Origin of the sequence: Citrobacter sp. Cb041 (assembly GCF_030336655.1) — a bacterium.
GTDB lineage: Bacteria > Pseudomonadota > Gammaproteobacteria > Enterobacterales > Enterobacteriaceae > Citrobacter > Citrobacter braakii.
The window spans coordinates 577693-600648 of sequence record NZ_JAOWDD010000028.1; the positions used below are offsets into that span (position 1 = coordinate 577693).

At 51.2% G+C, this 22956-nt stretch carries 22 protein-coding genes; 5 read left to right on the forward strand and 17 right to left on the reverse strand.

What is annotated here, in order from left to right:
- Positions 1–3: 3 nt before the first annotated feature.
- From galE to modE, 3 genes are all read right to left on the reverse strand, one after another.
- Positions 4–1020 carry a UDP-glucose 4-epimerase GalE gene (gene galE / locus OGV52_RS05255; protein ID WP_016152323.1) on the reverse strand — a complete coding sequence of 339 codons (1017 nt, stop codon included), beginning with the start codon at positions 1018–1020 and terminating at the stop codon, positions 4–6.
- Positions 1021–1237: 217 nt separating this feature from the next.
- Complete coding sequence (modF, locus tag OGV52_RS05260) at positions 1238–2710, reverse strand: molybdate ABC transporter ATP-binding protein ModF (RefSeq protein ID WP_287108173.1); 1473 nt, start codon at positions 2708–2710, stop codon at positions 1238–1240.
- A gap of 67 nt (positions 2711–2777) precedes the next feature.
- Complete coding sequence (modE, locus tag OGV52_RS05265) at positions 2778–3566, reverse strand: molybdenum-dependent transcriptional regulator (RefSeq protein ID WP_016152325.1); 789 nt, start codon at positions 3564–3566, stop codon at positions 2778–2780.
- 130 nt (positions 3567–3696) lie between these two features.
- On the opposite strand from modE, the gene OGV52_RS05270 reads away from it, so the two are divergent.
- The 4 genes from OGV52_RS05270 (at position 3697) to modC (ending at position 6571) form a co-directional block, all read left to right on the forward strand.
- A complete protein-coding gene (locus OGV52_RS05270; RefSeq protein WP_003023026.1) occupies positions 3697–3846 on the forward strand; it encodes an AcrZ family multidrug efflux pump-associated protein in 150 nt (49 codons plus the stop codon).
- Positions 3847–4047: 201 nt separating this feature from the next.
- On the forward strand, positions 4048–4821 hold the full coding sequence (gene modA / locus OGV52_RS05275; RefSeq protein WP_153690593.1) for a molybdate ABC transporter substrate-binding protein: 774 nt from the start codon (positions 4048–4050) through the stop codon (positions 4819–4821).
- Positions 4821–5510 carry a molybdate ABC transporter permease subunit gene (gene modB, locus OGV52_RS05280; RefSeq protein ID WP_016152327.1) on the forward strand — a complete coding sequence of 230 codons (690 nt, stop codon included), beginning with the start codon at positions 4821–4823 and terminating at the stop codon, positions 5508–5510. Before modA ends, modB begins: the two co-directional genes overlap by 1 nt.
- Positions 5511–5512: 2 nt before the next feature.
- Positions 5513–6571, forward strand: coding sequence for a molybdenum ABC transporter ATP-binding protein ModC (gene modC / locus OGV52_RS05285; RefSeq protein ID WP_200051433.1), 1059 nt, complete (start codon positions 5513–5515; stop codon positions 6569–6571).
- Here the strand turns inward: modC and OGV52_RS05290 are convergent, their stop codons facing one another.
- Positions 6572–7390 (reverse strand): pyridoxal phosphatase, encoded by an 819-nt coding sequence (locus OGV52_RS05290; RefSeq protein WP_103766048.1) that lies wholly within the window; start codon positions 7388–7390, stop codon positions 6572–6574.
- 165 nt (positions 7391–7555) lie between these two features.
- Here OGV52_RS05290 and pgl point away from each other — a divergent pair, with 165 nt between their 5' ends.
- On the forward strand, positions 7556–8551 hold the full coding sequence (pgl, locus tag OGV52_RS05295; RefSeq protein ID WP_016156024.1) for a 6-phosphogluconolactonase: 996 nt from the start codon (positions 7556–7558) through the stop codon (positions 8549–8551).
- A 115-nt stretch (positions 8552–8666) separates the two neighbouring features.
- Here the strand turns inward: pgl and OGV52_RS05300 are convergent, their stop codons facing one another.
- The 13 genes from OGV52_RS05300 to OGV52_RS05360 all read right to left on the reverse strand — a co-directional run bounded on the left by OGV52_RS05300 (position 8667) and on the right by OGV52_RS05360 (position 22838).
- On the reverse strand, positions 8667–10031 hold the full coding sequence (locus OGV52_RS05300) for a hypothetical protein (protein WP_200079508.1): 1365 nt from the start codon (positions 10029–10031) through the stop codon (positions 8667–8669).
- 14 nt (positions 10032–10045) lie between these two features.
- Positions 10046–10822: a M23 family metallopeptidase gene (locus OGV52_RS05305; protein WP_287108174.1), complete on the reverse strand. Its 777-nt coding sequence runs from the start codon at positions 10820–10822 to the stop codon at positions 10046–10048.
- A 12-nt stretch (positions 10823–10834) separates the two neighbouring features.
- Positions 10835–11632: a prepilin peptidase gene (locus tag OGV52_RS05310; RefSeq protein WP_287108175.1), complete on the reverse strand. Its 798-nt coding sequence runs from the start codon at positions 11630–11632 to the stop codon at positions 10835–10837.
- Between the two features lie 12 nt (positions 11633–11644).
- Positions 11645–12682, reverse strand: a complete 1038-nt coding sequence (locus OGV52_RS05315; protein WP_049282667.1) for a type II secretion system F family protein — start codon at positions 12680–12682, stop codon at positions 11645–11647.
- The gene (locus OGV52_RS05320; protein WP_370915971.1) at positions 12666–14195 is read right to left on the reverse strand and encodes an ATPase, T2SS/T4P/T4SS family; all 1530 of its coding nucleotides are present in this window, start codon (positions 14193–14195) and stop codon (positions 12666–12668) included. Before OGV52_RS05320 ends, OGV52_RS05315 begins: the two co-directional genes overlap by 17 nt.
- Entirely contained in the window at positions 14192–14728 is a 537-nt protein-coding gene (locus OGV52_RS05325; RefSeq protein WP_103766051.1) for a hypothetical protein, read from the reverse strand. Before OGV52_RS05325 ends, OGV52_RS05320 begins: the two co-directional genes overlap by 4 nt.
- Complete coding sequence (locus tag OGV52_RS05330) at positions 14710–15561, reverse strand: hypothetical protein (RefSeq protein WP_287108177.1); 852 nt, start codon at positions 15559–15561, stop codon at positions 14710–14712. Before OGV52_RS05330 ends, OGV52_RS05325 begins: the two co-directional genes overlap by 19 nt.
- Before the next feature lie 4 nt (positions 15562–15565).
- A complete protein-coding gene (locus OGV52_RS05335; protein WP_047497822.1) occupies positions 15566–16111 on the reverse strand; it encodes a hypothetical protein in 546 nt (181 codons plus the stop codon).
- Positions 16112–16118: 7 nt separating this feature from the next.
- On the reverse strand, positions 16119–17561 hold the full coding sequence (locus OGV52_RS05340; RefSeq protein WP_047497825.1) for a type II and III secretion system protein: 1443 nt from the start codon (positions 17559–17561) through the stop codon (positions 16119–16121).
- A gap of 20 nt (positions 17562–17581) precedes the next feature.
- Positions 17582–18094, reverse strand: a complete 513-nt coding sequence (locus tag OGV52_RS05345) for a TcpQ domain-containing protein (RefSeq protein ID WP_287108251.1) — start codon at positions 18092–18094, stop codon at positions 17582–17584.
- On the reverse strand, positions 18054–20231 hold the full coding sequence (locus tag OGV52_RS05350) for a type II secretion system protein (RefSeq protein WP_047497828.1): 2178 nt from the start codon (positions 20229–20231) through the stop codon (positions 18054–18056). Before OGV52_RS05350 ends, OGV52_RS05345 begins: the two co-directional genes overlap by 41 nt.
- 70 nt (positions 20232–20301) lie before the next feature.
- On the reverse strand, positions 20302–20994 hold the full coding sequence (locus OGV52_RS05355; protein WP_200107571.1) for a prepilin-type N-terminal cleavage/methylation domain-containing protein: 693 nt from the start codon (positions 20992–20994) through the stop codon (positions 20302–20304).
- Between the two features lie 560 nt (positions 20995–21554).
- Positions 21555–22838, reverse strand: coding sequence for a putative acyl-CoA thioester hydrolase (locus OGV52_RS05360; protein WP_047502440.1), 1284 nt, complete (start codon positions 22836–22838; stop codon positions 21555–21557).
- Positions 22839–22956 lie beyond the last annotated feature (118 nt).

Sequence of the window (22956 nt, forward strand, 5' to 3'; positions counted from 1 at the left end):
TCCTTAATCCGAATATCCTTGCGGGTGGCGTGACTGCCAGTGCCAGGTGTCTTGTGCCATTTCATCCAGTGTGCGGGTCACGCGCCAGTTAAGCTCGCGATCGGCTTTGCTGGCATCTGCCCAGTAAGCTGGAAGATCGCCATCACGGCGCGGGGCGAAATGGTAATTAATGGGTTTACCGCAGGCTTTGCTGAAGGCGTTGACCACGTCCAGTACGCTGCTGCCGATGCCTGCTCCGAGGTTGTAAATATGCACACCCTGTTTGCCCGCCAGTTTTTCCATCGCGACGACGTGGCCGTCGGCGAGATCCATCACGTGGATGTAGTCGCGAACGCCGGTGCCATCTTCAGTTGGGTAGTCGTTGCCAAATATGGCAAGGGACTCGCGGCGGCCCACGGCAACTTGTGCGATGTAAGGCATCAGGTTGTTGGGAATACCTTGCGGATCTTCCCCCATATCGCCCGACGGATGAGCACCAACCGGGTTAAAGTAGCGCAGTAAGGCGATACTCCAGTCGGGGTGTGCTTTTTGCAGGTCGGTCAGGATTTGTTCTACCATCAGCTTGCTTTTGCCGTACGGACTTTGCGGCGTGCCGGTGGGGAAGCTTTCAACGTAAGGAATTTGCGGCTGATCGCCATAGACGGTCGCGGAGGAACTAAAAATGAAGTTTTTCACGTTGGCGGCGCGCATTGCATTCACCAGACGCAGGGTGCCATTGACGTTGTTGTCATAGTACTCCAACGGCTTGGCAACGGATTCTCCAACGGCTTTTAAACCCGCAAAATGAATGACCGTGTCAATGGCATGATCGTGCAGAATTTCGGTTATCAGCGCTTCGTTACGGATATCCCCTTCCACGAAGGTCGGCTGCTTGCCACCTAAACGCTCAATGACGGGCAAAACGCTGCGTTTGCTGTTGCAGAGATTGTCCAGGATCACCACCTCGTGACCGTTTTTCAACAACTGCACGCAAGTGTGGCTTCCAATGTAACCGCTACCACCTGTAACCAATACTCTCATAATTCGCTCCGTTAAGCCTATGGTATGCAATAACCATAGCATAACAAAGATGAGAAAAGTGTGACATGGAATAAATTAGTGGAATCGTTTACACTCCGTGGGTTTCACGCATTTGTAATGATTTTTCTATTTTAAATCATTATGTTGGGTTGTTATTTCAGCGTTTGTCTGAAAAAAAGCAGAAAAAAAGGGCGTGATAAACGCCCTGCAATGAAAACTAACGCAGAGATGTTAGTCGATAGGCGTAGATGTCGTTCTCGGGCACAAACTCCAGTCGATGGGTAATGCAGGCTGGGGCATCTTCGGCGTGGTGAGAGACGAACAGCAGTTGAGTTTCACCTTCACCGATTAGCACATCCACAAAACGGCGAATCAGTTGGCGATTGAGCGGATCTAACCCTTGCAAAGGCTCGTCAAGGATCAACAACGTCGGGTGTTTAACCAGCGCGCGAACAATCAGTGCCAGCCGCTGCTGTCCCCAGGAAAGACTATGAAATGGCGCATCCGCGGTACGTTTATCGAAGCCAAGGATATCCAGCCACTGTTGCACCAGCTTGTGCTGCCTGTCGGAAACGGCCTGATAGATGCCGATTGAATCAAAATAACCAGAGAGAATAACGTTGCGAACTGTGGTACTCACCCGGTAATCCAGATGCAGACTGCTGCTGACGTAGCCGATGTGTTTTTTGATATCCCAGATAGTTTCACCGCTGCCACGGCGACGGCCAAACAGGGTCAGGTCGTTGCTGTAGCCCTGGGGGTGATCGCCGGTGATTAAACTGAGCAGAGTTGATTTTCCCGCTCCGTTGGGGCCGACGATTTGCCAGTGTTCCCCCGGATTTACCTGCCAGCTCAAATGGTGAAGGATAGGGCGATCGTTATACGAGACCGTGCCATCGTTAAGCACAATTCGCGGCTCGTTATCTGACAACGTACGGCGCACCGAAGGCTCGTCCGGTTCAGGTAACTGAATTCCTTCCAGCCGCTCGCTATGGGCAAGCTGAGCGATTAATGCCTGTTGCAGAAGGTCGGTTTTTGCGCCGGTTTCTGTCAGTATGCAATCGGCAAGTACGCCAGCAAACTGCACGAACTCGGGAATTTCATCAAAGCGGTTAAGTACCAGCACCAGCGTAAAGCCAGCCTGATGCAACTCAGCGAGCAGTTCTGCTAACTGACGGCGTGACGCCACGTCCAGCCCGTCAAAGGGCTCATCAAGGATCAGTAAATCCGGCGCGGACATTAACGCCTGACAGAGCAGGGTTTTGCGTGTTTCACCGGTGGAAAGGTATTTGAAACGCCTGTTGAGCAGGGAAGAAATGCCAAACTGCTGCGCCAACGCAGCGCAGCGGGCGGGATCGTTGATCTCATCCTGGATGATTTCGGCGGTGGTGCGCCCGGTGTCGTCTTCACCGGGACTAAGAAGATCGGTGTTGTTTCGCTGCCACTCGTCGCTGACTAGCTTTTGTAGCTGCTCAAAGGAGAGTCGGGTAATACGCGTGAACTGACAGTGGCGCTCGCCTTTTAGAAGCGGCAGCTCTCCCGCCAGTGCGCGGGCCAGCGCGGATTTCCCGCTCCCGTTAGCGCCAACAAATGCCCAGCTATCACCCGCGTTTAACGTCAACGCATCTAACTGGAGCGTTTTTGTGACGCTAAGACGAAACGTGCCTTGCGAAATTTGCAACGATGACATTTTATATCCCATTATTTGCAGCGATTAATAACAGGGATACGTGTTCTTCAGGCTGATGTCAATCTACTCAGCACAGCGTGGCGATAATCACTCTGTCAGCATTAAACCAGGCGGTGACGTTAGCGCCTTCTTGCAGCGTTGCGGCGTCTTGGGCCGGAACGGTGGCGCACAGCGTCTGGCCGTCTGGTAACGTCATCAGCACTTCACACTGTTCCGCACCGCGTTCAATATGGCTAATCGTGCCCTGCAACTGGTTATCGGCGGCCTGAGCGATGGCGTCGTCCTGAGTGATTCCTACCCACGGCGCTTTCAGCAGAATCAGTACTTCTTTGCCTTCCTCAAGACCCAGACGCTCGCCGCTTTGCGCAGTGATCGCCACTTTCAGGCGCGTTTCGCCATCGGCCAGCAGGACGTCGACATGCTGCTGGACCTGATCGTGGTCGCGGGCGGTGATTGTGCCAAACCATTGGTTACGGGCGCTGGTTTGCAGTGAAAATCGAGAGATAGCCGCCAGCAGGCTATTGAGCGGTAGCGCATCGTCATCGCTCAAAACATCAAAGGCTTTTTGTTGGATCTGCGCCAGCAAATCATACAACTGAATTAAGCGTTGGCCGTAGCGCGTTAATACCGCGCCGCCGCCGCCTTTGCCGCCTGTGGCGCGCTCAACCAGCGTTTGCTCGCTGAGTTGGTTCATTTCGTTAATCGCATCCCAGGCGCTTTTGTAGCTAATACCTGCATCCTTCGCGCCCTGACTGATGGAGCCGGAAAGCGCAATATGCTTAAGCAGAGAAATGCGACGGGGATCGGCAAACAGTTTTTGCTGAAGTTTCAGCGTAAGAAGGATTTCGGCCTGCATCACAAGCTCCTGGCAAAAGAGGGTATTGTGACGGAAAACCGTGCCTGAGCAAAGCCGACCGCACAAAAGGGGAGTGCTTTTCTGCGTTATGTGGTTAGAATACAGCTAAGGACTACATCTGGAGTTGACCATGTTAGAGTTATTGAAAAGTCTGGTATTCGCCGTAATCATGGTACCTGTGGTAATGGCCATCATTCTGGGTCTGATTTACGGACTGGGTGAAGTGTTCAACATTTTCTCCGGTATCGGTCAAAAAGACCAGTCCAGACAGAATCATTGATTCCCCAAACGCCCGCTCAGTCGGGCGTTTATATTTTTTACGCCTTCCAACCCGTTTTCTCTGTCTACCGTTTCTCAAGATCCTGCTTTCCCTGCCGATATTTTCTTCGTGTAACCTCAAATTGGTATCAATAACCACTGGGAAAATCCTGGTTTACTCGTTATATTTGCGACTACATAACGAAACGCAAGGGAGTTACAGATGGCACGTACATGGTTACGCTTGTTTGCCGGGGCAACACTTTCTCTTACTGTTGCCGGGCATGCGCTGGCGGATGAAGGAAAAATTACTGTTTTCGCAGCGGCTTCACTGACTAACGCGATGCAGGATATTGCGACGCAATACAAAAAAGAGAAGAACGTTGATGTTGTCTCCTCTTTTGCGTCTTCTTCCACGCTGGCGCGCCAGATTGAAGCAGGCGCTCCGGCCGATCTGTTTATCTCTGCCGATCAGAAATGGATGGATTACGCGGTAGACAAAAAGTCGGTTGATACCGCCACGCGTGAAACGCTGTTGGGTAACAGCCTGGTGGTTGTCGCACCGAAAGACAGTGCGCAGAAAGACTTCACCATCGACAGCAAAACCAACTGGACTCGTTTGTTAAATGGTGGGCGTCTGGCCGTTGGCGATCCGGAACATGTTCCGGCGGGCATTTATGCTAAAGAAGCGCTGCAAAAATTGGGGGCATGGGATACCCTGGCCCCGAAACTGGCACCTGCCGAAGATGTGCGCGGTGCGCTGGCGCTGGTAGAGCGTAACGAAGCGCCGCTGGGGATCGTCTATGGTTCCGATGCTGTCGCCAGCAAGGGCGTAAAAGTTGTTGCGACTTTCCCGGAAGATTCACACAAAAAAGTGGAATACCCTATCGCAATTGTTGATGGGCACAAAAACGCAACGGTCAGCGCGTTCTATGATTACCTGAAAGGACCGCAGGCTGCTGAAATCTTTAAACGTTATGGATTTACGACCAAGTAATGATACTGACCGATCCTGAATGGCAGGCCGTCATACTGAGCCTGAAAGTTTCTTCCCTGGCTGTGTTGTTTAGTCTGCCGTTTGGGATCTTCTTTGCCTGGCTGCTTGTGCGATGCAAGTTCCCGGGCAAAGCGCTGCTCGACAGCGTTCTGCATTTGCCGCTGGTACTGCCGCCGGTCGTGGTGGGCTATCTGCTGTTGGTCGCCATGGGACGCCGCGGATTCATTGGCGAATGGCTGTACGACTGGTTTGGCATTACCTTTGCCTTTAGCTGGCGCGGTGCGGTACTGGCTGCGGCGGTGATGTCTTTCCCGCTTATGGTTCGGGCTATTCGTCTGGCGCTGGAAGGTGTCGATGTCAAGCTGGAGCAGGCGGCCCGCACGCTGGGCGCTGGACGCTGGCGCGTATTTGTCACGATTACTTTACCGCTGATGCTACCTGGCATTATTGTCGGTACGGTGCTGGCGTTCGCGCGTTCCCTCGGGGAATTTGGCGCAACGATTACCTTTGTCTCCAATATTCCTGGTGAAACCCGCACTATCCCGTCGGCGATGTATACCCTGATCCAGACCCCTGGCGGCGAAAGCGCGGCGGCAAGGTTATGTATCATTTCTATTGTGTTAGCGCTGATTTCACTGCTGATTTCTGAATGGCTGGCGCGTATTAGCCGTGAACGGACGGGGCGGTAATCATGCTGGAACTTAATTTCTCCCAAACGCTGGGGACGCATTGCCTGACGCTCAACGAAACGCTGCCAGCCAGTGGGATCACCGCTATTTTTGGCGTTTCCGGCGCGGGTAAAACCTCTCTGATTAACGCCATCAGCGGCCTGACGCAGCCGCAGTCCGGGCGCATCGTGCTTAACGGACGGGTTTTGAACGACGTCGAGAACGGTATCTGTTTAACGCCCGAAAAACGCCGGGTGGGCTATGTTTTCCAGGATGCGCGCCTGTTTCCGCATTATAAAGTGCGCGGCAACCTGCGTTACGGTATGGCGAAAAGTATGGCCGGACAGTTTGATAAGCTGGTGGCCCTGTTGGGCATTGAATCGCTGCTTGACCGTCTGCCCGGCGGTCTTTCTGGCGGTGAAAAACAGCGCGTAGCCATCGGTCGGGCGCTGCTTACCGCGCCGGAACTGTTGTTGCTTGATGAACCGTTAGCCTCGCTGGATATCCCGCGTAAGCGCGAACTGTTGCCTTACCTGCAACGCCTGGCGGGTGAAATTAATATTCCGATGCTGTACGTCAGCCACTCGCTCGATGAAATCTTGCACCTGGCAGACAAAGTGATGGTGCTGGAAAACGGGCAGGTCAAAGCGTTCGGTTCGCTGGAAGATGTCTGGGGCAGCAGCGTGATGCACCCGTGGCTACCAAAGGAACAGCAAAGCAGCATTCTGAAAGTCAGCGTGCTGGAACATCATCCACATTACGCAATGACTGCACTGGCGCTTGGCGATCAGCATCTATGGGTCAATAAGCTGGATCAACCGCTGCAAACTGCGCTGCGTATTCGTATTCAGGCATCTGATGTTTCGCTGGTGCTTCAACCGCCGCAGCAGACCAGTATTCGTAACGTGCTGCGGGCGAAAGTCGCGCAGTGCTATGACGATAATGGTCAGGTGGAGGTTCAGCTTGAAGTGGGCGGTAAAACGCTGTGGGCGAGGATCAGCCCGTGGGCCAGGGATGAACTGGGTATCAAACCTGGCCTGTGGCTGTACGCGCAAATTAAGAGCGTATCGATTACCGCGTGATTACAGCAGGTGGGAGTAGATAAATTTCGCGATGCTGTCGGCGGTGTTGTCACCAATTACGATGTTGGCGCGGGCTTTGACCGCGTCGTCCGCATTACCCATCGCCACGCCGGTACCTGCGGCTTCCAGCATGCTGATATCGTTAAAGTTGTCACCAAAGGCAATGACGTTTTCCATTGACCCGCCCTGTGCTTCAATCCACTGGGTAAGGCGTCGTCCTTTGCTGTTGCCTTTACGGGCTATGTCGACCTGATCGTGCCAGGACCATTCACACTCCAGCCCCAACTGCTGTTCAACATGCTTACCAAACTGCTGCAGTTTCGGAATATCTTCGTCGGTGAGGGCAAATTTCCAGACGGCGTTAACGTCATGTGCGGCCTGCGCTAGCGAAGGTACCTGGGTGAAGGTCGGGCGCTGTTCCGGCGGCAGGGTTTGCGCCCAGTTAGCGGTACGCACCACATGCCCGGTTGGGCGCTCATACAGCATGGCCTCATCCACATACATCAGCCCGTGGATCTGATGTTCATCCAGCATTTCGATCAGCTGTAATGCCTGGTTTACCGGAAGGGGATCGGATTCCAGTACCGTTTTTGCCTGATAATCATACAAGTAGGTGCCGTTGCAGCAAATTGCAGGTGTATCCAGCGCCAGTGCCTGATAAAAAGGATGAATAGCAACGTGATGGCGACCTGTGACAATGATAAGTTGGTATCCTGCTTCTCTGGCGCGCGCGAGCGCTTCAAGAGAGGATGGCAGCAAGGTTTTTTTCGGGGTCAACAGGGTACCGTCTAAATCCAGGGCAATCACGCGTGCGGTCATAGTTATTTCCAGATTAAGGTTGAGAATTTTGTCTGCTGGAATGGTACACCGAGACGGGAGCCGGACAAAATTCTGCGCCTTAATTAAGCATTCACCGTTAAAAGCGTCTACCTTAGGCGTGTGTCAGGCAATTGCAGCCACCTGCCAAAAAGCAAAGGAGTATTCATGAAGCAAACCGTTTATACCGCCAGCCCTGAAAGTCAGCAAATCCACGTCTGGAGCCTGAATCATGATGGTTCTTTGACGCTGACGCAGGTGGTTGATGTGCCGGGTCAGGTACAGCCGATGGTCGTCAGCCCGGATAAGCGCTACCTCTATGTTGGCGTGCGCCCGGAGTTTCGCGTGTTGGCTTACCGCATTGCGCCTGATGACGGTGCGCTGACCTTCGCGGCGGAGTCTGCGCTGCCGGGTAGCCCGACGCATATTTCTACCGATCATCAGGGACGTTTCGTGTTTGTCGGCTCTTATAACGCCGGGAGCGTGAGCGTCACGCGTCTGGAAGATGGCCTGCCGGTGGAACAGGTTGACGTGGTTGAAGGTCTGGACGGCTGCCACTCGGCCAACATCTCACCGGATAACCGTATCCTGTGGGTTCCGGCGTTGAAACAGGATCGTATCTGTCTCTTTGAGGTAAGCGATGATGGACATCTGGTGGCGCAGGAACCGGCAGAAGTGACCACCGTTGAAGGTGCTGGCCCGCGTCATATGACGTTCCATCCGAATAAGCAATTTGCCTACTGTGTGAATGAGCTGAACAGCTCCGTTGACGTCTGGGCGCTGAAAGATCCGTACGGCAAGATTGAATGTGTGCAGACGCTGGATATGATGCCGGCTGATTTCACTGATACCCGTTGGGCAGCGGATATTCACATTACACCGGATGGTCGTCATCTGTACGCCTGTGACCGCACCGCCAGCCTGATTACGATCTTTAGCGTGTCTGAAGATGGCAGCGTGCTGACCAAAGAGGGTTTCCAGCCTACTGAAGTTCAGCCGCGCGGTTTTAATATCGATCACAGCGGTAAATACCTGATTGCCGCCGGGCAAAAATCGCACCATATCGCGGTGTATGAGATTGCTGGCGAGCAGGGGCTGCTGGCAGAGAAGGGGCGTTATGCTGTGGGGCAGGGCCCGATGTGGGTCGTGGTGAACGCGTACTAACGCCACCAGTCAGAACAGGAAAAGCCTGTTCAAAGATAAAAAGCGAGGTTCACATCCGTGTGAACCTCGCGGGGAAAAAATTAACTCATACGGCGCAGACGCCGCCGGTCAGCAATTAATAGCGCATCTTGTAGGCACAATTAGCCTTAAGGTATTCCTCTTCTGTTGCCCCATTAAGCTCTGCTCCGTCAGGGACTACTTCAGGGCCTTCTGAACATTTCCAGTCATATTTGCGAAGACTAACCCCGACTCCGCCCCTACCCGAACCCGTGTAATTATCCCTTGCCATGGGGGGGTCACCATGTATCTCCATATGGGCGACAGATTTAATGTCCACCTCCAGATAGTCAATATTTCTGAAATCCAAAATGCGACCGTATCCGTCGCTGTCGTTACGTTCCGGTTCATTCAAGTGGAGGTTGGATGCCTCTGGATTCATGTTTCTGAAAGAGGTAAAACCTTTCTGATAAAACGATTTCAGGATGGGGGGCGGATTCGAATTGTCCGAGTCATGCGTTGAGAGAAATTCCATCTCATAGTTTTCTGGACTCACGCTGGTATATTTCATCGCTATAATGGGGAAAGTATACTGAGCACCTGGATTACCCAGTCTAGCTTCAAACCCCATTACCTCAATAATCATATACTCGAGATTATTACTGGGGATATAGATATAGCCGCTGGGTTTACCTCCCGCAGTACCGGGGCGTTGATAACCACCACAGTATAAGGAACCCGCATCTTCGCAGAGTTCTGGATCTTGCGTATTGAACATAGCAGAAAGCTGGACATCATTATCAGGCTCAGTCGTGCGAACAAACTGACCATTAGAATCGAACACGATGTCTGCTTTGTTTTCTATGTTATTTCCGCAATCTTTAAATCCCCAATAAAACCCCCGAAAAAATCGCGTTCTCCTGCTATAATCAGTACGATATAGCGCTGGGTCGTAGCAATGAAAGTCCTCGTTCTGTGAGGGGGAACCAAACCAATCGTTTCCATTAGTCGCACCGGTGTTAGAATAAACCCAGACTAACCCTTCCAGATGCTCCGTTGATCCTATTTGATACAGTTTTTTACCATCAACGGTGTCCTCATTATCGCCATCAGCATTAGCCAAAGTAACGCTACAGGGCGCACTGGACGAAAATGGACAATTTGGCAGATTTGGTCCAATAAAAGAAAATCGCGGACGCCCCCGCTCCTGATCGATTCCCTTGGTTTTCCAGTAAACATTCACGCCTGTGGTCTGATAGCGTCCAGGCGATGGCATACCCAGACTGTTAAAATCACTCGAAACCTTAACGAGAAAATAATGTGATCCCGGCAGTTTCAGCGGTGGCTGCGGAGGCAGAAAGCCAAAATGCCCTTTGCTGTTCTCTGGCTCCTGAGTGTCGTCACTTGCCAACACACCAGGGTTAAAAAGCAGCGCTGCCGCCAGCAACCCCGCCGATAAAGCGATCCTTTTCTTTTTTTCCATTGTGTAGCTCCTTGTTATACAGCGGAAATAATCTGATATTTACCACTGCGCAACAGCACGACCTGATAGTTGCCAAACACCATACTACCTGGTGCCACGGTGCGCGTTTTGTTGTTAAACCGGACGGTAATCCGTGTTCCGCCCGGTCCCTGAGAAACCAGCACCACCCGAGGCTGAGCGTCGGATTTTTCTTCCGTGGACGCCCGCCCGGAGCGCGCCAGCAGCGGGGTGTTGTTCAGCAAGGGCTGTGGGTCGAGCGCCACGCCCCGCCAGGCAATTTCCAGATGCAGGTGCGGACCTGTGCTAAAACCGCTGCTGCCGGATGCGGCGATCTCTTCGCCCGCCGTCAGCTTTTCGCCCTTACGCACCCGCGCAGAGGCGAGATGAAAATAGCGGCTCAGCCAGCCGTCTGCATGACGGAGAGTGATAAAGTATCCGGTGCCGCGACCGTAGCCGCTCTCCACCACTTCGCCGTCGGCAATTGCATGCACGCTGCTGCCGAATGGCACAGGAATATCCATCCCTTTATGCTGCATCATGCGCCCCAGCACAGGGTGCAGGCGTTGTCCAAATCCTGAGCTGATCTGGCGCTTTGCCACGGGCCAGATAAAGCGTACCGGCGCGTTATCATCAACCACCGCCGCAGCGCTGGACGATATCTTCAGGTTCTCTTCTGACCACACTTGCGCCACCTGTAATGACGGAACGAAAGCCTGCTGCCAGGCCTGCTCGCAGCTGGTCGTCGCCAGCGGCGCTATTGTTAGCCATACGCTCCATATCAGACACGACACGATCGACCCCCGTCAGAGCAGCAGTAAAAACGCGACCAGCGCGATAGCCGGACCGAACGGAATATAAAAGCGATGTTTGTCATCCTCTTGCGTATAAAAGAACCGCACGCAGACGTAAAACAGCAGCCCGGCCAGCGCCGAAAAGCAGAGTAATTCCGGCAGGCGCTGCCAGCCAAGCCATGCCCCGCAGGCGGCGTAGAGCTTGACGTCGCCGTAGCCCAGACCGTCGCGTTTGCACAACGTCTCCCACAGCTTCATCACGCCCCACAGCAGCAGCCAGGCGGCGGCGACGCCGTAAACTGCGTCCTTCACCCGCACCATGGAGTAGCCCGATGCGGCAAGCAGCAGCCCGCCCCAGAGCACGGTGAAGACCAGCGCGTCCGGCAGAATCAGATGTTTAAAATCGATAACCGCCGCGCTGTAGAGCACCATAAACAACAGCGCATATGCCAGCGCGAGCTGAGGAGACCATTGCGGCAGGTAAAACCAGGCCAGCGCCCCCCATACCAACCCCATCGCCAGTTCAGAAATCGGATAAATAACCGGGATCGCAATGCCGCACTGGCGGCATTTGCCCTTCAGTAACAGCCAACTGAGAACCGGAATATTATCCCAGGGCTTAATATCCGATTTACAGGCAGGGCAGTGCGACGGCGGCCACCACAAATTAACCGCCGCCCCTTCTGAATCATCCTCATCTATTACGCCAAGCATCAGCGGCAGACGATAAATAATCACGTTGGCTAAGCTGCCAAACAGCAATCCAAGTGGGATAAAAATAGCCACCATCCATGGCATTAACAGTTCCATGATTTAATTTTCCTAAAAAGAACCGCTGGCGCCCATCGCCGCCAGCTTGTCGCTGAGCGAAAACAACGCGGCAAAAACCCATATTACGCAACCGCCTAATATCAGCGTGGAGAGCGCTTTTAATAACCCGGAAAGTTTAGTGATATATTCCCGAATGTGTTCACGTGATTTATTCGATACCGCCAGCAGCACCTCATTAAACGAAGGTAGCGCGGCGTAAAGGCTGATATTAAGCAGCGTTTCCGTGTTCAGTAAACCCGAGTTGAGCGCCTCCCCATAGCTGACGCCCGCCGCCATTTTCTTCTGCATCCCGGCCAGGTGCCAGCGCAGCCAGCGGCTGGAGTTCAGGTTAATAATGCTGAGTGCATCATTGAGCGGAATGCCGTTTTTTAACATCAGCGCCAGGTTGTTGAGAAAAATAGAGGCAGTCAACTGCTTATACGTTGAGAACGGCATAATTCGGTCAAAAAACTGATTACGAATATTCCCGGTCATTTTGCCCATTGCTATTTTGATCACGGTAACCAGCGCAATAAAACCAATGAGGATATATATCCACAGCCCTTTACACAGCGCCATCCCAAAAATATAGAGAGCGCTGGTGACGCCAGGCCATTTTTCAACCGGTACAACGCCTTCAAAAGCCGGGAACACTTTATAAGCATAACCGCCTATCACCACCAGCGACAGGACCAGCATAATGAGCGGGAAGGTGATGGCGCCGACGATTTTCTTGCGCAGTTCATCGTTATAATTAATCACGTTTACCAGGGTGATAAAACCGTCAGCCAGGCTGCCGCTGCGTTCCGCTGCGTTAATCACGCTCAGTTCAGATTCAGGGACCAGCCCCTCGAAAACCATCGCAATAGAGGTGGTTTTCGCCATTTTCGCAGTTAGCTCTTCCAGACGTTTAGCAAATCCTTTGCCGAGCAGTTTTTCCCCTTCCGCGCGTAATTTTTGCAGCGCATCATACAGCGGAAGCTCAGCGTTAATCATGTCTGCGCAAAACTGATAAAGATAAATACGCTGTTTCTTACCGAATTTTTTCAACTATTACCTCCAGCTCTTCCTGAACGACTTGCCCAAATTCCATTTGAAACCAGGTCGCGCACACGCGTCCCTGAAGTACCGCCGCCATCGTTTTTTCTTTAATTTCGAATCCTTCGCTCAGGCCGGTCTGTTTTAATCGCTTCGCGCGCCAGACGGTATAAACTTTAAGCCACTTCTGTTCAGCAATGGCCTCCAGCTCGTCATACACTGGCAGCAAATACTCCATCACCAACTGGCGTCCGCCAATACCGGTGTGTTTACAGGCCGGACAGCCTTCAGCGTTTTTTTCATAAAGCTGGAACTCGCGTCCCTTAATGGCGGCGGTCCGTAACGACGTTTTACACTGCGGGCACAGTACCGGTATTAGCTTCTGGCACTGTAAGCCCGCAATAAAGCCCGGCGTTGAAAGCTTATCGCTGGTAATACCGAGCGCGGATAAGCGTTGCAATAACGAAACGATGTTGCCTGCGTGCACGGTGGTAAAGCAGTAGTGACCACTTTCCACCGCCCCGGCCAGCGCGTTAGAAGAGATATTGTCGCGAATTTCCCCCACCATCAGTACGTCCGGGTCGCGACGCAGCGAGGATTTGATCGCCGAATGGAATCCTCCTGACTCGCCGCTTAATACCGAACTTTGCGTTGCGCCATAGATCTGATATTCGACCGGATCCTCTACGGTCAGAAAACAGCCGCGATTGTCGTAGCGGTTGATCTGCATCCACTCCATCAGATTTTTCAGGGTGGTGGATTTTCCCGAACCGGTTGTTCCGGCAATAATATATGCGCCGTAGGGGTTACTCAGGATCCTTTTGAGGTCGCTAATTTCCTCATCGGAAACGCCAAGCTTATCCAGGCTCGCGACGCTGGCTCTGTCCAGACCCGATGGAATAATACGCAATACCGCGTGATAGCAATCGCTGGTCTCGCCAAATATCGGATAGTGCGCATAGCGGAAGCGGTAGCTTTTCCCCGCCAGCGAATAGAGGATATTGGCGTTTTGCGCAATATTGCGGTTCCAGGTGGTGTCGCGGGTGCTTGCCTCAACGTTGTAGAGCACGAACACCAGCTCATCGCAGCGTGACGCCTTCATCTGTATAAACGGACAAAGCACGCCGTTAATGCGCAGCTCAATATTCGCCACCATATCATTACGGGTGATATGCAGGTCGCTGGCCTTTAACCCCACGGCCTTTTTCAGCATCTCTTCCAGCGCAAGCTGTGTGTTACTGCTTTCCTGCTCAAGCAGCTTACTTCCCGCCGACAGTAGCTGTTCTACGATCAGGTAATAATTTTTCTCAGTAACCTGCGCTATTCCCTTAACCTGAATATTATGGGAAACCTGCAGGCGGTGGCACACCGCCTGCATTGGTGCCAGATTATCAATCAAAGGCGTGGATACCAGTAACCAGGCTTCATCCGCATGCTCAGCAACCAGAATATCGCCGTCATACTCCTGGAATTGCCACTCCTGAGAATGAATGTTCTCCTCGTTAAACTGGATATAATCGATCACTTACCCACAACCTCGACCGTCACGTCATTTGCCTTGTTATGACGCGCAATATAGTCATAACCGCCGTAGCTAAAACGCTGATTCAGCGGCACCATCTTCACGCCGCCGTCGGCGCCGGCAATCGCCACGCGTTTTTGGCCCGCGATTTCGGAAATCAGCAGCGGCCGCAGCCCTGGCGCAGATTCTGACGTTGCTCCTGGGGAAGCGCTAATATCATCCATTGTGCTGGCGGTGCTCATCGGCATAACCGCTGCGCTATCCGCCTTTTTCTCACCGCGCAGCTTACGCAGCTCGCTGCGGACTTTTTCCAGCGCAAGCTGATTCGCCAGCTCGCGGTACTGGCTCTCGAAGTTGAAATCTTTTTCTATCATCTCAACAACGTGATCCTGCATCGGCGATACGTCGCTTAACGGCGGCGTGCCTTCCGCTTGCACAACCTGCTGCGCGGGGATGATTTCTGCCGTATCTGCGGCGTAAAGAGCAGGTGAAAGCGTCAACACTATTCCCGCAATGATTAATTTCCCTTTTTGCATGCCAGTCCTCCGGTAACGAGCGTTGAGTTTTCATTGAATACGATTGATTTGATAATAAACGCGTCGGCAAAGGGTTGTTTATTCAACACCAACGACACGCCTGAGAAATCCATTTTGGTCGGTGAGGTGATCGTCCAACCGGCGAACAGCATGCCGAATGACGTTACCGCACTTTTCAGCGCGCTTTCATTTTGCCCGACGGCAGAGGAGGGCATCCCCGTTAATACCAGTTCGGTATTTCGTCCGCCTAATGAGTTCCAGGTGCTGATATAACTTAATACATCGGTACAGACCGGCAGATTGACCGTTTTTTTACTCTGCCACGCGCTGAGCCACGGGTGTTTATTCATCCCGGACTCAATGCCCGTATAGTCCAGCGTGTTTTTTGAAAAACTGGGCGACCAGGTTTTGCTCCAGAGATTAATATCGGCCACGCTAAATATCCGCCCTGGATTCAGCGCATAGCTGAGTGAACAGCCCGTACTGGTACATTCAATACTTTTTGGCGCAAAGCCCACCTGCGACAGTTTTTTATTCGCCAGCAAGAGCTGCTCCAGCAGCAGGCTGGCATCAGAAATGCTGCCGCCCGTGAGCGAGTTGCGATAAAAATCTTCGATAGCTTTGATTTTTTGCTGGCGGGCAGCCTGTTCAGCCTGGACTCTGGCCAATCGTTCCTGCTCCGGTTTCCAGATAAAATAGTAATAGCCCGATCCGCCGCCAGCTAATAAAATCAGTAGCGTAACAACCCAGACGATAATATTACCTCCTCGCCCGGTAGAACCGCCCCCTATATTACGACGCTTCCAGAAATAGAGATTTTCAGAGACCGCCACGTTCTCATCCTTTTATAAATAATTTCAGTAGTGTCATAAACACCAGTAAAAATACGATGCCGCCTGCTATCAGAGCGCCGATCATCATCTGTCGCCGCTTTTTCTGCCGCCGCTGATGTTCAGTACAGCCTTCAATCACCGCCTCAATGTGCTGTTCCGTTAACTGAATTAACGGTAGATCCGCATACTGTGGCGATTCTTTCAGTTGCTCTTTCAGCTTCATCCAGAAGCGTCTGGAGACCAGACGGTCGCTGCCCGAAACGGGAACACCGTGCGAGATAATCAGGAAATAGTAGCTTTCCGCCTGCTCATAGTAATAAATACCGTTACCGTACAGGGCTTTCATCCACAGAGCGAAAGGCTCATATAAGGTGGAGTGTTTAGTACAGAAACCCGTAACCATTTCCCCTTCATCCGACAAGATCGTTAACTGGCGATGGGTTCGCCGTATATGTGCCAGCCAGTCAAGATAATAAGGTTCGTGAGAGGTGGGCTCGTAGCTCCAGACCAGATCAATTAATACCCGATTTTCTGATAAGTGCTTAAGCATGATGCCCTCATCGGGTCTGCGTTGGGGCACGGTAATTATCAATACCGACTACCATCACCACGGTTTCGACATGCTCGTTGTTGGTAACTGAGCCTGCCAGCACCGACCATCCCTGACCGTCAGAATCCTCTTTCGCTTCGTATTTGCTGACTAGCAGCAGGCTACCCGGCGTAATTGTGGAAATGTTAAACATTTCCGTCGTGCTTACCGACGGCAACTGAACTTCATCAAAGGTATCGATTGAGTTGAGGTAGCGCTTGGTAAAGCCGCTGGCCACTTCAATTCGCCCGTCGGTTAAGATACGCGGGGTAAGAATAAAGCTGGTGCCGGTGACCAGTTCCGTGGTTTCCACCTCCGTACTGACGTCTCCTGTATTGGAATCTTGTTCCCTGGTACGGCTGGAGACATAATATTGCGACGTGGTCATGTTGAGCGGAATAGGGATGTTATTACGGGTAATAAACGAACCGCTCTGGATCACCTTACTGCCGGTGAGTTCGTACAGGGCATCCAACTGAGAGCTGATATTCATATGCTGATTGGTCCAGCCTGCGGTTAAGCCGCCGGAGAGCTTCATCAGCATTTCTGAGCTGTCGATACCAAAAGAGGAGGTCCCGTCGTTGAAGGTCATATTGACCCCACCGCCCAGCTCTTTCGTTTTGCGCTTATCAAGGGTGAATATTTTGTAAGTCACGACAAACTGACGGGTGTTATCCGCCTGAAATTTTTTCAGTGACTCATTCAGCGCGTGATATTCCGAAGGACGCGCGGTGATCGTCAGAATCGAGGCGTCTTTGAAAATACTGTAAACGCCGCTGGAGACGAATTTATCCGCCATATCCTCAACGTCGTCCCAGAAGCTGGATTCAAACTTGGTTTCGGCTTTGCCTTTCAGACCGCCGCCGGAAGTGGCTTCATTACCGGACAGATCGAGACTGGTCTCAAACTTGTTGTCTTCGCCGTAAAAATCGAGCTTTAGCACATAGTTCTGGAAATAAGAGACGACCAGTACGCCGTTGTTATCCAGCAGCGGATTCACGTCATACAGCGCGGAAATATAGCGGGTAAATTCCTCAAACGTTCCGTTGAATTTAACGCTACGGAACTCCGGTTCCCCCGCATCCGATTTTCCACCGGGAACGGAAGTATTAATACGGTAGCTAATACCGGTTTGCGCGGTCACCGCCTCAAGAATTGTCGCCAGATCGGTAGGCTCGTAAGACTGAATACTCACTTGCTTACGCAGCAGCGCCTGTTTACGGGAGTTATATTCAACCTTTTTGCCCAGATAAGGCTCGTTATATTTCATATAACCGGTCGTTTTCATTTCATCCGCAGTGGTCGGGTTGCCGGTTTCCTGCGGGACAATACTTTTATCGTACTTGGTATCAATAGACGTACAACCCTGAAGAGCCAGCGTCAACGCCAGAAGCGAAACTTTAATTTTCATAGCATTATTCCCTTGCTTAATTACTGCTCATCAATGATCAGTACGTTATTCGCCTGGTAGTCTTTTATCACCAGCCCGTAGTTTTCTGACGTAAATACTTGTCCAAGCTTAACCAGCACATCCTGTGTTGATTTACCCTGCAAATGAATTGCCTTGTAAATAACAAAATCAGTTGAGCTGTTCCAGAGCAACTTATAGCCATTTTGCTGCGCCCATTTTGAGAGTTGCTGGCTTAATAACTCCTCTTCCAGTAAATCAATTTTTATTTCCACCACTGGAGCACTGACAGGCGCGACGCTTTTCACCGTATCATCTCCGGAAAAGGGATTTCGCGGCGTGGTTGTACTTTCTTTCACTGGCGTGGTGGTTAACATCCCTGCGTCAATTTTTTGCCCGGCTGGCGCGCTGGCGGCAAAACTTCCCTGGCTGCCTAATAATGCGGACACGGCAGCCCCAATTATCCATTTTTTTTTCATCTTACTCTTCCAATGATTAATAGGTGTTTCTTTCATGGTCCGGAATCTTAAGTTCATCACCGTTTTCTTTATAAAATTTAAGATCGTTATCTTCCGCAACAAGAGAATGGAGCACATACTTATTCGGCTCCGCCTCAGTCCAGGCGTAACCTTCGGATGAAATCATTCCCCCCTGCGGGATTGTGCTGCACCACTGGTTAATTACCACCGAGAGAGACTGTGGGTTTATTTTATTCACATCTTTTTTGCCACCTGGGGTAATTGTTGCCGACGCGGCGCTGATTAACCAGAAGGGCTCGTCCAGATTATTACCTGTGCCTTTAAACCATTTCTCCGCGATCCAGTCTTCAAAGATTCCGTTTACGTTCACTTTATCCGGGACGTTGGCAGAGACAATATCTTTGTTCACCACGATGTTGGCCTGGATCGCCACAGCGGCTACCGCGCCCACAGGTTTCGGATCGTTCTGACTCTTGTAGCTATTCGTCCGGGTTGCCCCCTGCTGGGTATAGTCGAAATAGCCACCGGTTTTGTTTGCCCCATCATCCTCATCTGCCGCGACAGATGATATGGCGACCGACAGGCGGGGATAGAGGCTACGCAGCTTGGTTTTACGGTCTTTATCGATACCGGTTACTTTAGGACACGTTTGCAACGGTAAACGAATCACGCCCGGCTCACTTAAGAGCTTGTTGTAATTTGTACTATCATTTGCGGCTGTATAAACAGGATCAGCTCCTGTCGGACCTTTACCCTGCGGGTAATCGTTTTTGAATGACTGATAAAAGGTGGTGGTGGGCGTCACCAGCTCATACTGACCATGGAAAGCATCTGCAAATTGATTAGGTAAGCTACTGGTATCATCATCATCCTGGATACCGTTTTTAAGCCTGTCAGCATCAGTTCCATTGTAAGCCACATACCATTTTTCCGGATGCTTGCGCGAGGTATTTTCCATCACGATATTGGCGTACAGCGTGCCGGTGGTGCCTTTGAGCGAGCTCGGCGAAGCAGGATCCACTTCGCTACCGTCTGTTTTATCCGCGCTGGTACGCAGATGCAGAATGCGATCGTCCGGATTATACGGCGTGCCGTCTGGATTAAGCCTGCCATCCGGATTGACGCCGTTGCTGTTCATTGCCGCCAGGCACAGCGTGCTCTTGTTTTGCTCTCTGCTCCAGCACATCGCCGGTTCGTTTTTATCTTTGCCCGTTGCATCGCTGCTGGTAATCAGCAGGCGGTCTTCATCAATCGCCGTAATACACGGTCCGGCCTCGCCTTTGGCATCGTTCCAGCACAGCTTGGCAGCCGGAACAGAACCATCGGCAGCTATATCTTCACTGCTTTTGTCTAAGCTTAAGCGAATGCCGTAACGTTTATTCGTATCAAGCCTGCTCATATGATTGGGAACGTCACCCATCTGCAGCGGTTGGCCTGAGGCCGTTGTTACCAGGTTAAAATTACCGTTACCCTCGATTTCAAACACCACCGCCTGCAGATAACCGAGATCGACACTTTTCAGCGCTTTTTCCAGCGGCTTAATAAATCCGGCAAAATGGAGACCTTCGTTCTCGGCATCTGTCTGGTAGACGAGATAGAAGTCGACACGTTCAATGCCCAACCCGCTGGTGCGACTGTTGTTGACGAAGTCCACGCGTTCCAGCACTAACTCCAGCGATTCGGCGCCAGGGCGCAGTTCACACGGCAGCATAGACTCCGTAAGCTTGAAGGGCAGTTTCCCTTTCTCAATATTGCCATTTCTACATTCGCTACCCAGAAACAGATAGCGAGAACCCCGGGTGGGCGATACATCGGTTTGTGTTGACACAGCAGCAGACCAACCGGAATAAAAATTATTATCATCCGTGTCGGGTGAATCCTGTAATGTCCTGTTAGTAACGCGGTTATCATAATTCGCGATATTGACGTGAGTATTTTTTCCGTACAGTGGGTTGGCTTGTTGTGCGCTATTTGTGGTAGCCAGTTTGTCTTGTGCCACAAATCGCATCACGCCGGAAATATCACGGGCGATCATATCAGCGACAATCAGTTGGTGACTTTGCTGGGCTTCTTTTAGTTTATAATTGGCATAAGTCATCAGGCACATGCCGATAATGGCAAGCACAACAATCATTTCAAGAAGGGTGACGCCTGCCTGACGTTCGTAAATATTAGCGTTGCGCTTACTTATCATCTATTAAATCCATTTAGCAAAACTGCCCCCTTCAGGGGGCAGAACAAGTACTACATAAAATATAAGCGTATTAGCGACTACCCAGGATTAAAGCACTGGCACCCTCAGGCGTAGCGTTACAGAAGTCTGCATTCGCAATGTTTGTCGGATTCAGGTTATCCGTTGAGAGGGTTTTCAGAACAGTCGAACTAACGGCTCCACTCATGTCAATAACACCAGCACCAGCTTCTGCGCCTGCGATTGCTGTACTGCTTGCAACGTAATCCCACTGGGCACCTATCTGCGATGCAAGGTTACGACAGTCTTCTACTTCCAGACCGTTAATAACAAGATAGAAACCTTTATTTGTACCAGTGCTAGCGATTTTTGCCGCACCAATTTCAAACGCATCGCTGGAAATTCCGTTAAAGGCTTCTGGTACATCAACTTTACCCATTTTCACCAGGGTAGAAATTGGGGTATCGCTATCTTCAGTGGCGATATTTGCTTTCGTCAAACCAGTGATACTATTTGTCGGGACTGGATATTCTGCCTGGTCTTTATACGCTTCACTCATTGCAACACGAACGGAGTTGGTATTGTCAATAATCCCAGAAATATCCTGCGCTTTAAACGCACGCTGTGCCAGAATAATCACACCTGCGGCGATAATACCGATAATGCCCAGTACAATGATAATTTCAAGCAGCGTTACGCCTTTCTGCTTTTTCAGCTCACGATACTGCGCTGATTTCCTTTTCCATGAATGAATCATGCTTTTCATATCCATAAATCCTTAGATATTAGTTGCTGTAAAAAATTAACCCTGCACTCACTGTGCCAAAAGATTATATGCGGCATTTTTCGTAAATCACCAGAAGCTAAAAGCTGTGATGGGATAATTAGGAATAAAGGTGACTGGTCTGATGAGTTATTTTTTAATAAAATTTCACAATATATATATTATATATTGGAAATATCGTAACGGGTTTTTTGATTTATTTTTAGAAAAAGTTACGGTAATTTTCCTTTTCCGGAGAGTGATATATATTGACAATGCTCATACATTAAAATTAATATGGCTTGGCTTTTTATCTATTTTAGGTTAAAAAGTGAGTTTAGCGGCAAAACAATATTTGTCCAGTTAAACGTTACTGTAACTTACTTAGGTAAGCGCCTGGGCTTGCCTTCATACAACTCGAATTATTATGGCTATAAATAGATTGATTCACGCGATCAATTTAAACCTGCGTTGGTGAAAATATTACCTGTGTGAAGAAAAGACGTTGAAAGCGGTGAAGGGGGCTGGCGGGAGTGTTCCCGCCAGCGGTTTGATGGCTGTGATTACTGCTTCGGTTCGGCAACCACTTTGCTACCGATACCGCGGTTGTTGTATTCCCACATGCGGTTGAAGTTGGTGTCGTTCAGGTTGCGCTGGATTTCACCTTTGTCATCTTCTGCACCGGTATTACCGGCAAAAGGACGCTTCGAGATAACGCTGTCAGCCCATGGTTTTGCCATGTTAAAGCCTTCGTTGATCACGCTGTCGCGGATAACGACCTGACCGTTAGTGTTTGAATCGACATCCAGCGAGCGGCCCAACTGTGCCACGCCATCACCACTCGCCGTGAAGCGGCTATTTGTGGCGAGGAAGCCGTAGTAGATGTTTGACAGCGTCGCTGGTGCAAACACATAGGCTTCCTGCTGAGTACGGGAGTTCACAACGCGGAAATCGGTGTTATCGAACACCACGGCGCCGCGACCGGAAACAATATCCACATCGCCTTCAATGTAGCTGTTGGTTACCAAAGTACGCGGTTGACGATCGTTTTCCAGACGGTTTTGTACGCCGCTGTTAGTCACGAAAAACGTATTCTGGCGACCGAGGATGTTGACCTTATTGATCTGCACTTTATCGCCATCGGTACGTAGCGCAACGGCCGGGTGATTACCCGCATCAACGCTGTCACCCAGATTGTTTTCGATGGTCAGGTTCTGCAATTGCAGACCATTATTTTGCGACCAGACGACGGCAGAACACATCACGCCAATATTTGTGCCGCGCTTGTTCTGGCAATTATCAAACATATACCACGCCGGTTTACCCGGCATGTATTTACCGCCCGGGTTCACCGTACGACGCCAGTCTGCGGTGCTCATGTCACCATCAATAGCCTGGCCAATTTTCACATCCAGCGGTTTTTCGCCCATACCGTACAGCGTCAGACTTCCCGTTGCTGCCGGGATATATACCGTGCCCTGATACTCGCCCGGCATAATCGCAATGTACTGACGTTTGTTAGTACGTTTGATGATTGCCGCATCAACCGCAGCCTGAATGCTGGTATGGGTGACGCCCTGAGTCCCTGCCGGGCCAACCACGAAGTCAGGCTGTGCAGGCAGAGAAATAGCAGAAGGGCTCCACGGCGCGGTGTTTGGCGTCAGCGCGGAAAAATAGTGCGCAGCAACGAAGTTTTTCGCTTCATTGGCCGACAAGATCGGGCGCGAAGAGGTACCTGGCGCGGTCTGATCGGAAGGAATTTGATCGGGCGGCGTAGAGCTACAGGCGGTCAGCGTCACGCCAAAAGCCATTGCCAGCGCCAGACGGGAAACTGATGATATGTTCACAGGTTGCTCCGGGCTTTGAAAGTTATCCATTGAAGCCTGCTTTTTTATACTAAGTTGAGCGAAACGGGAAGGTTAAAAGGTAAAAAGTTGTTTTTATCGCCGTAATGCCCGGCGCGGA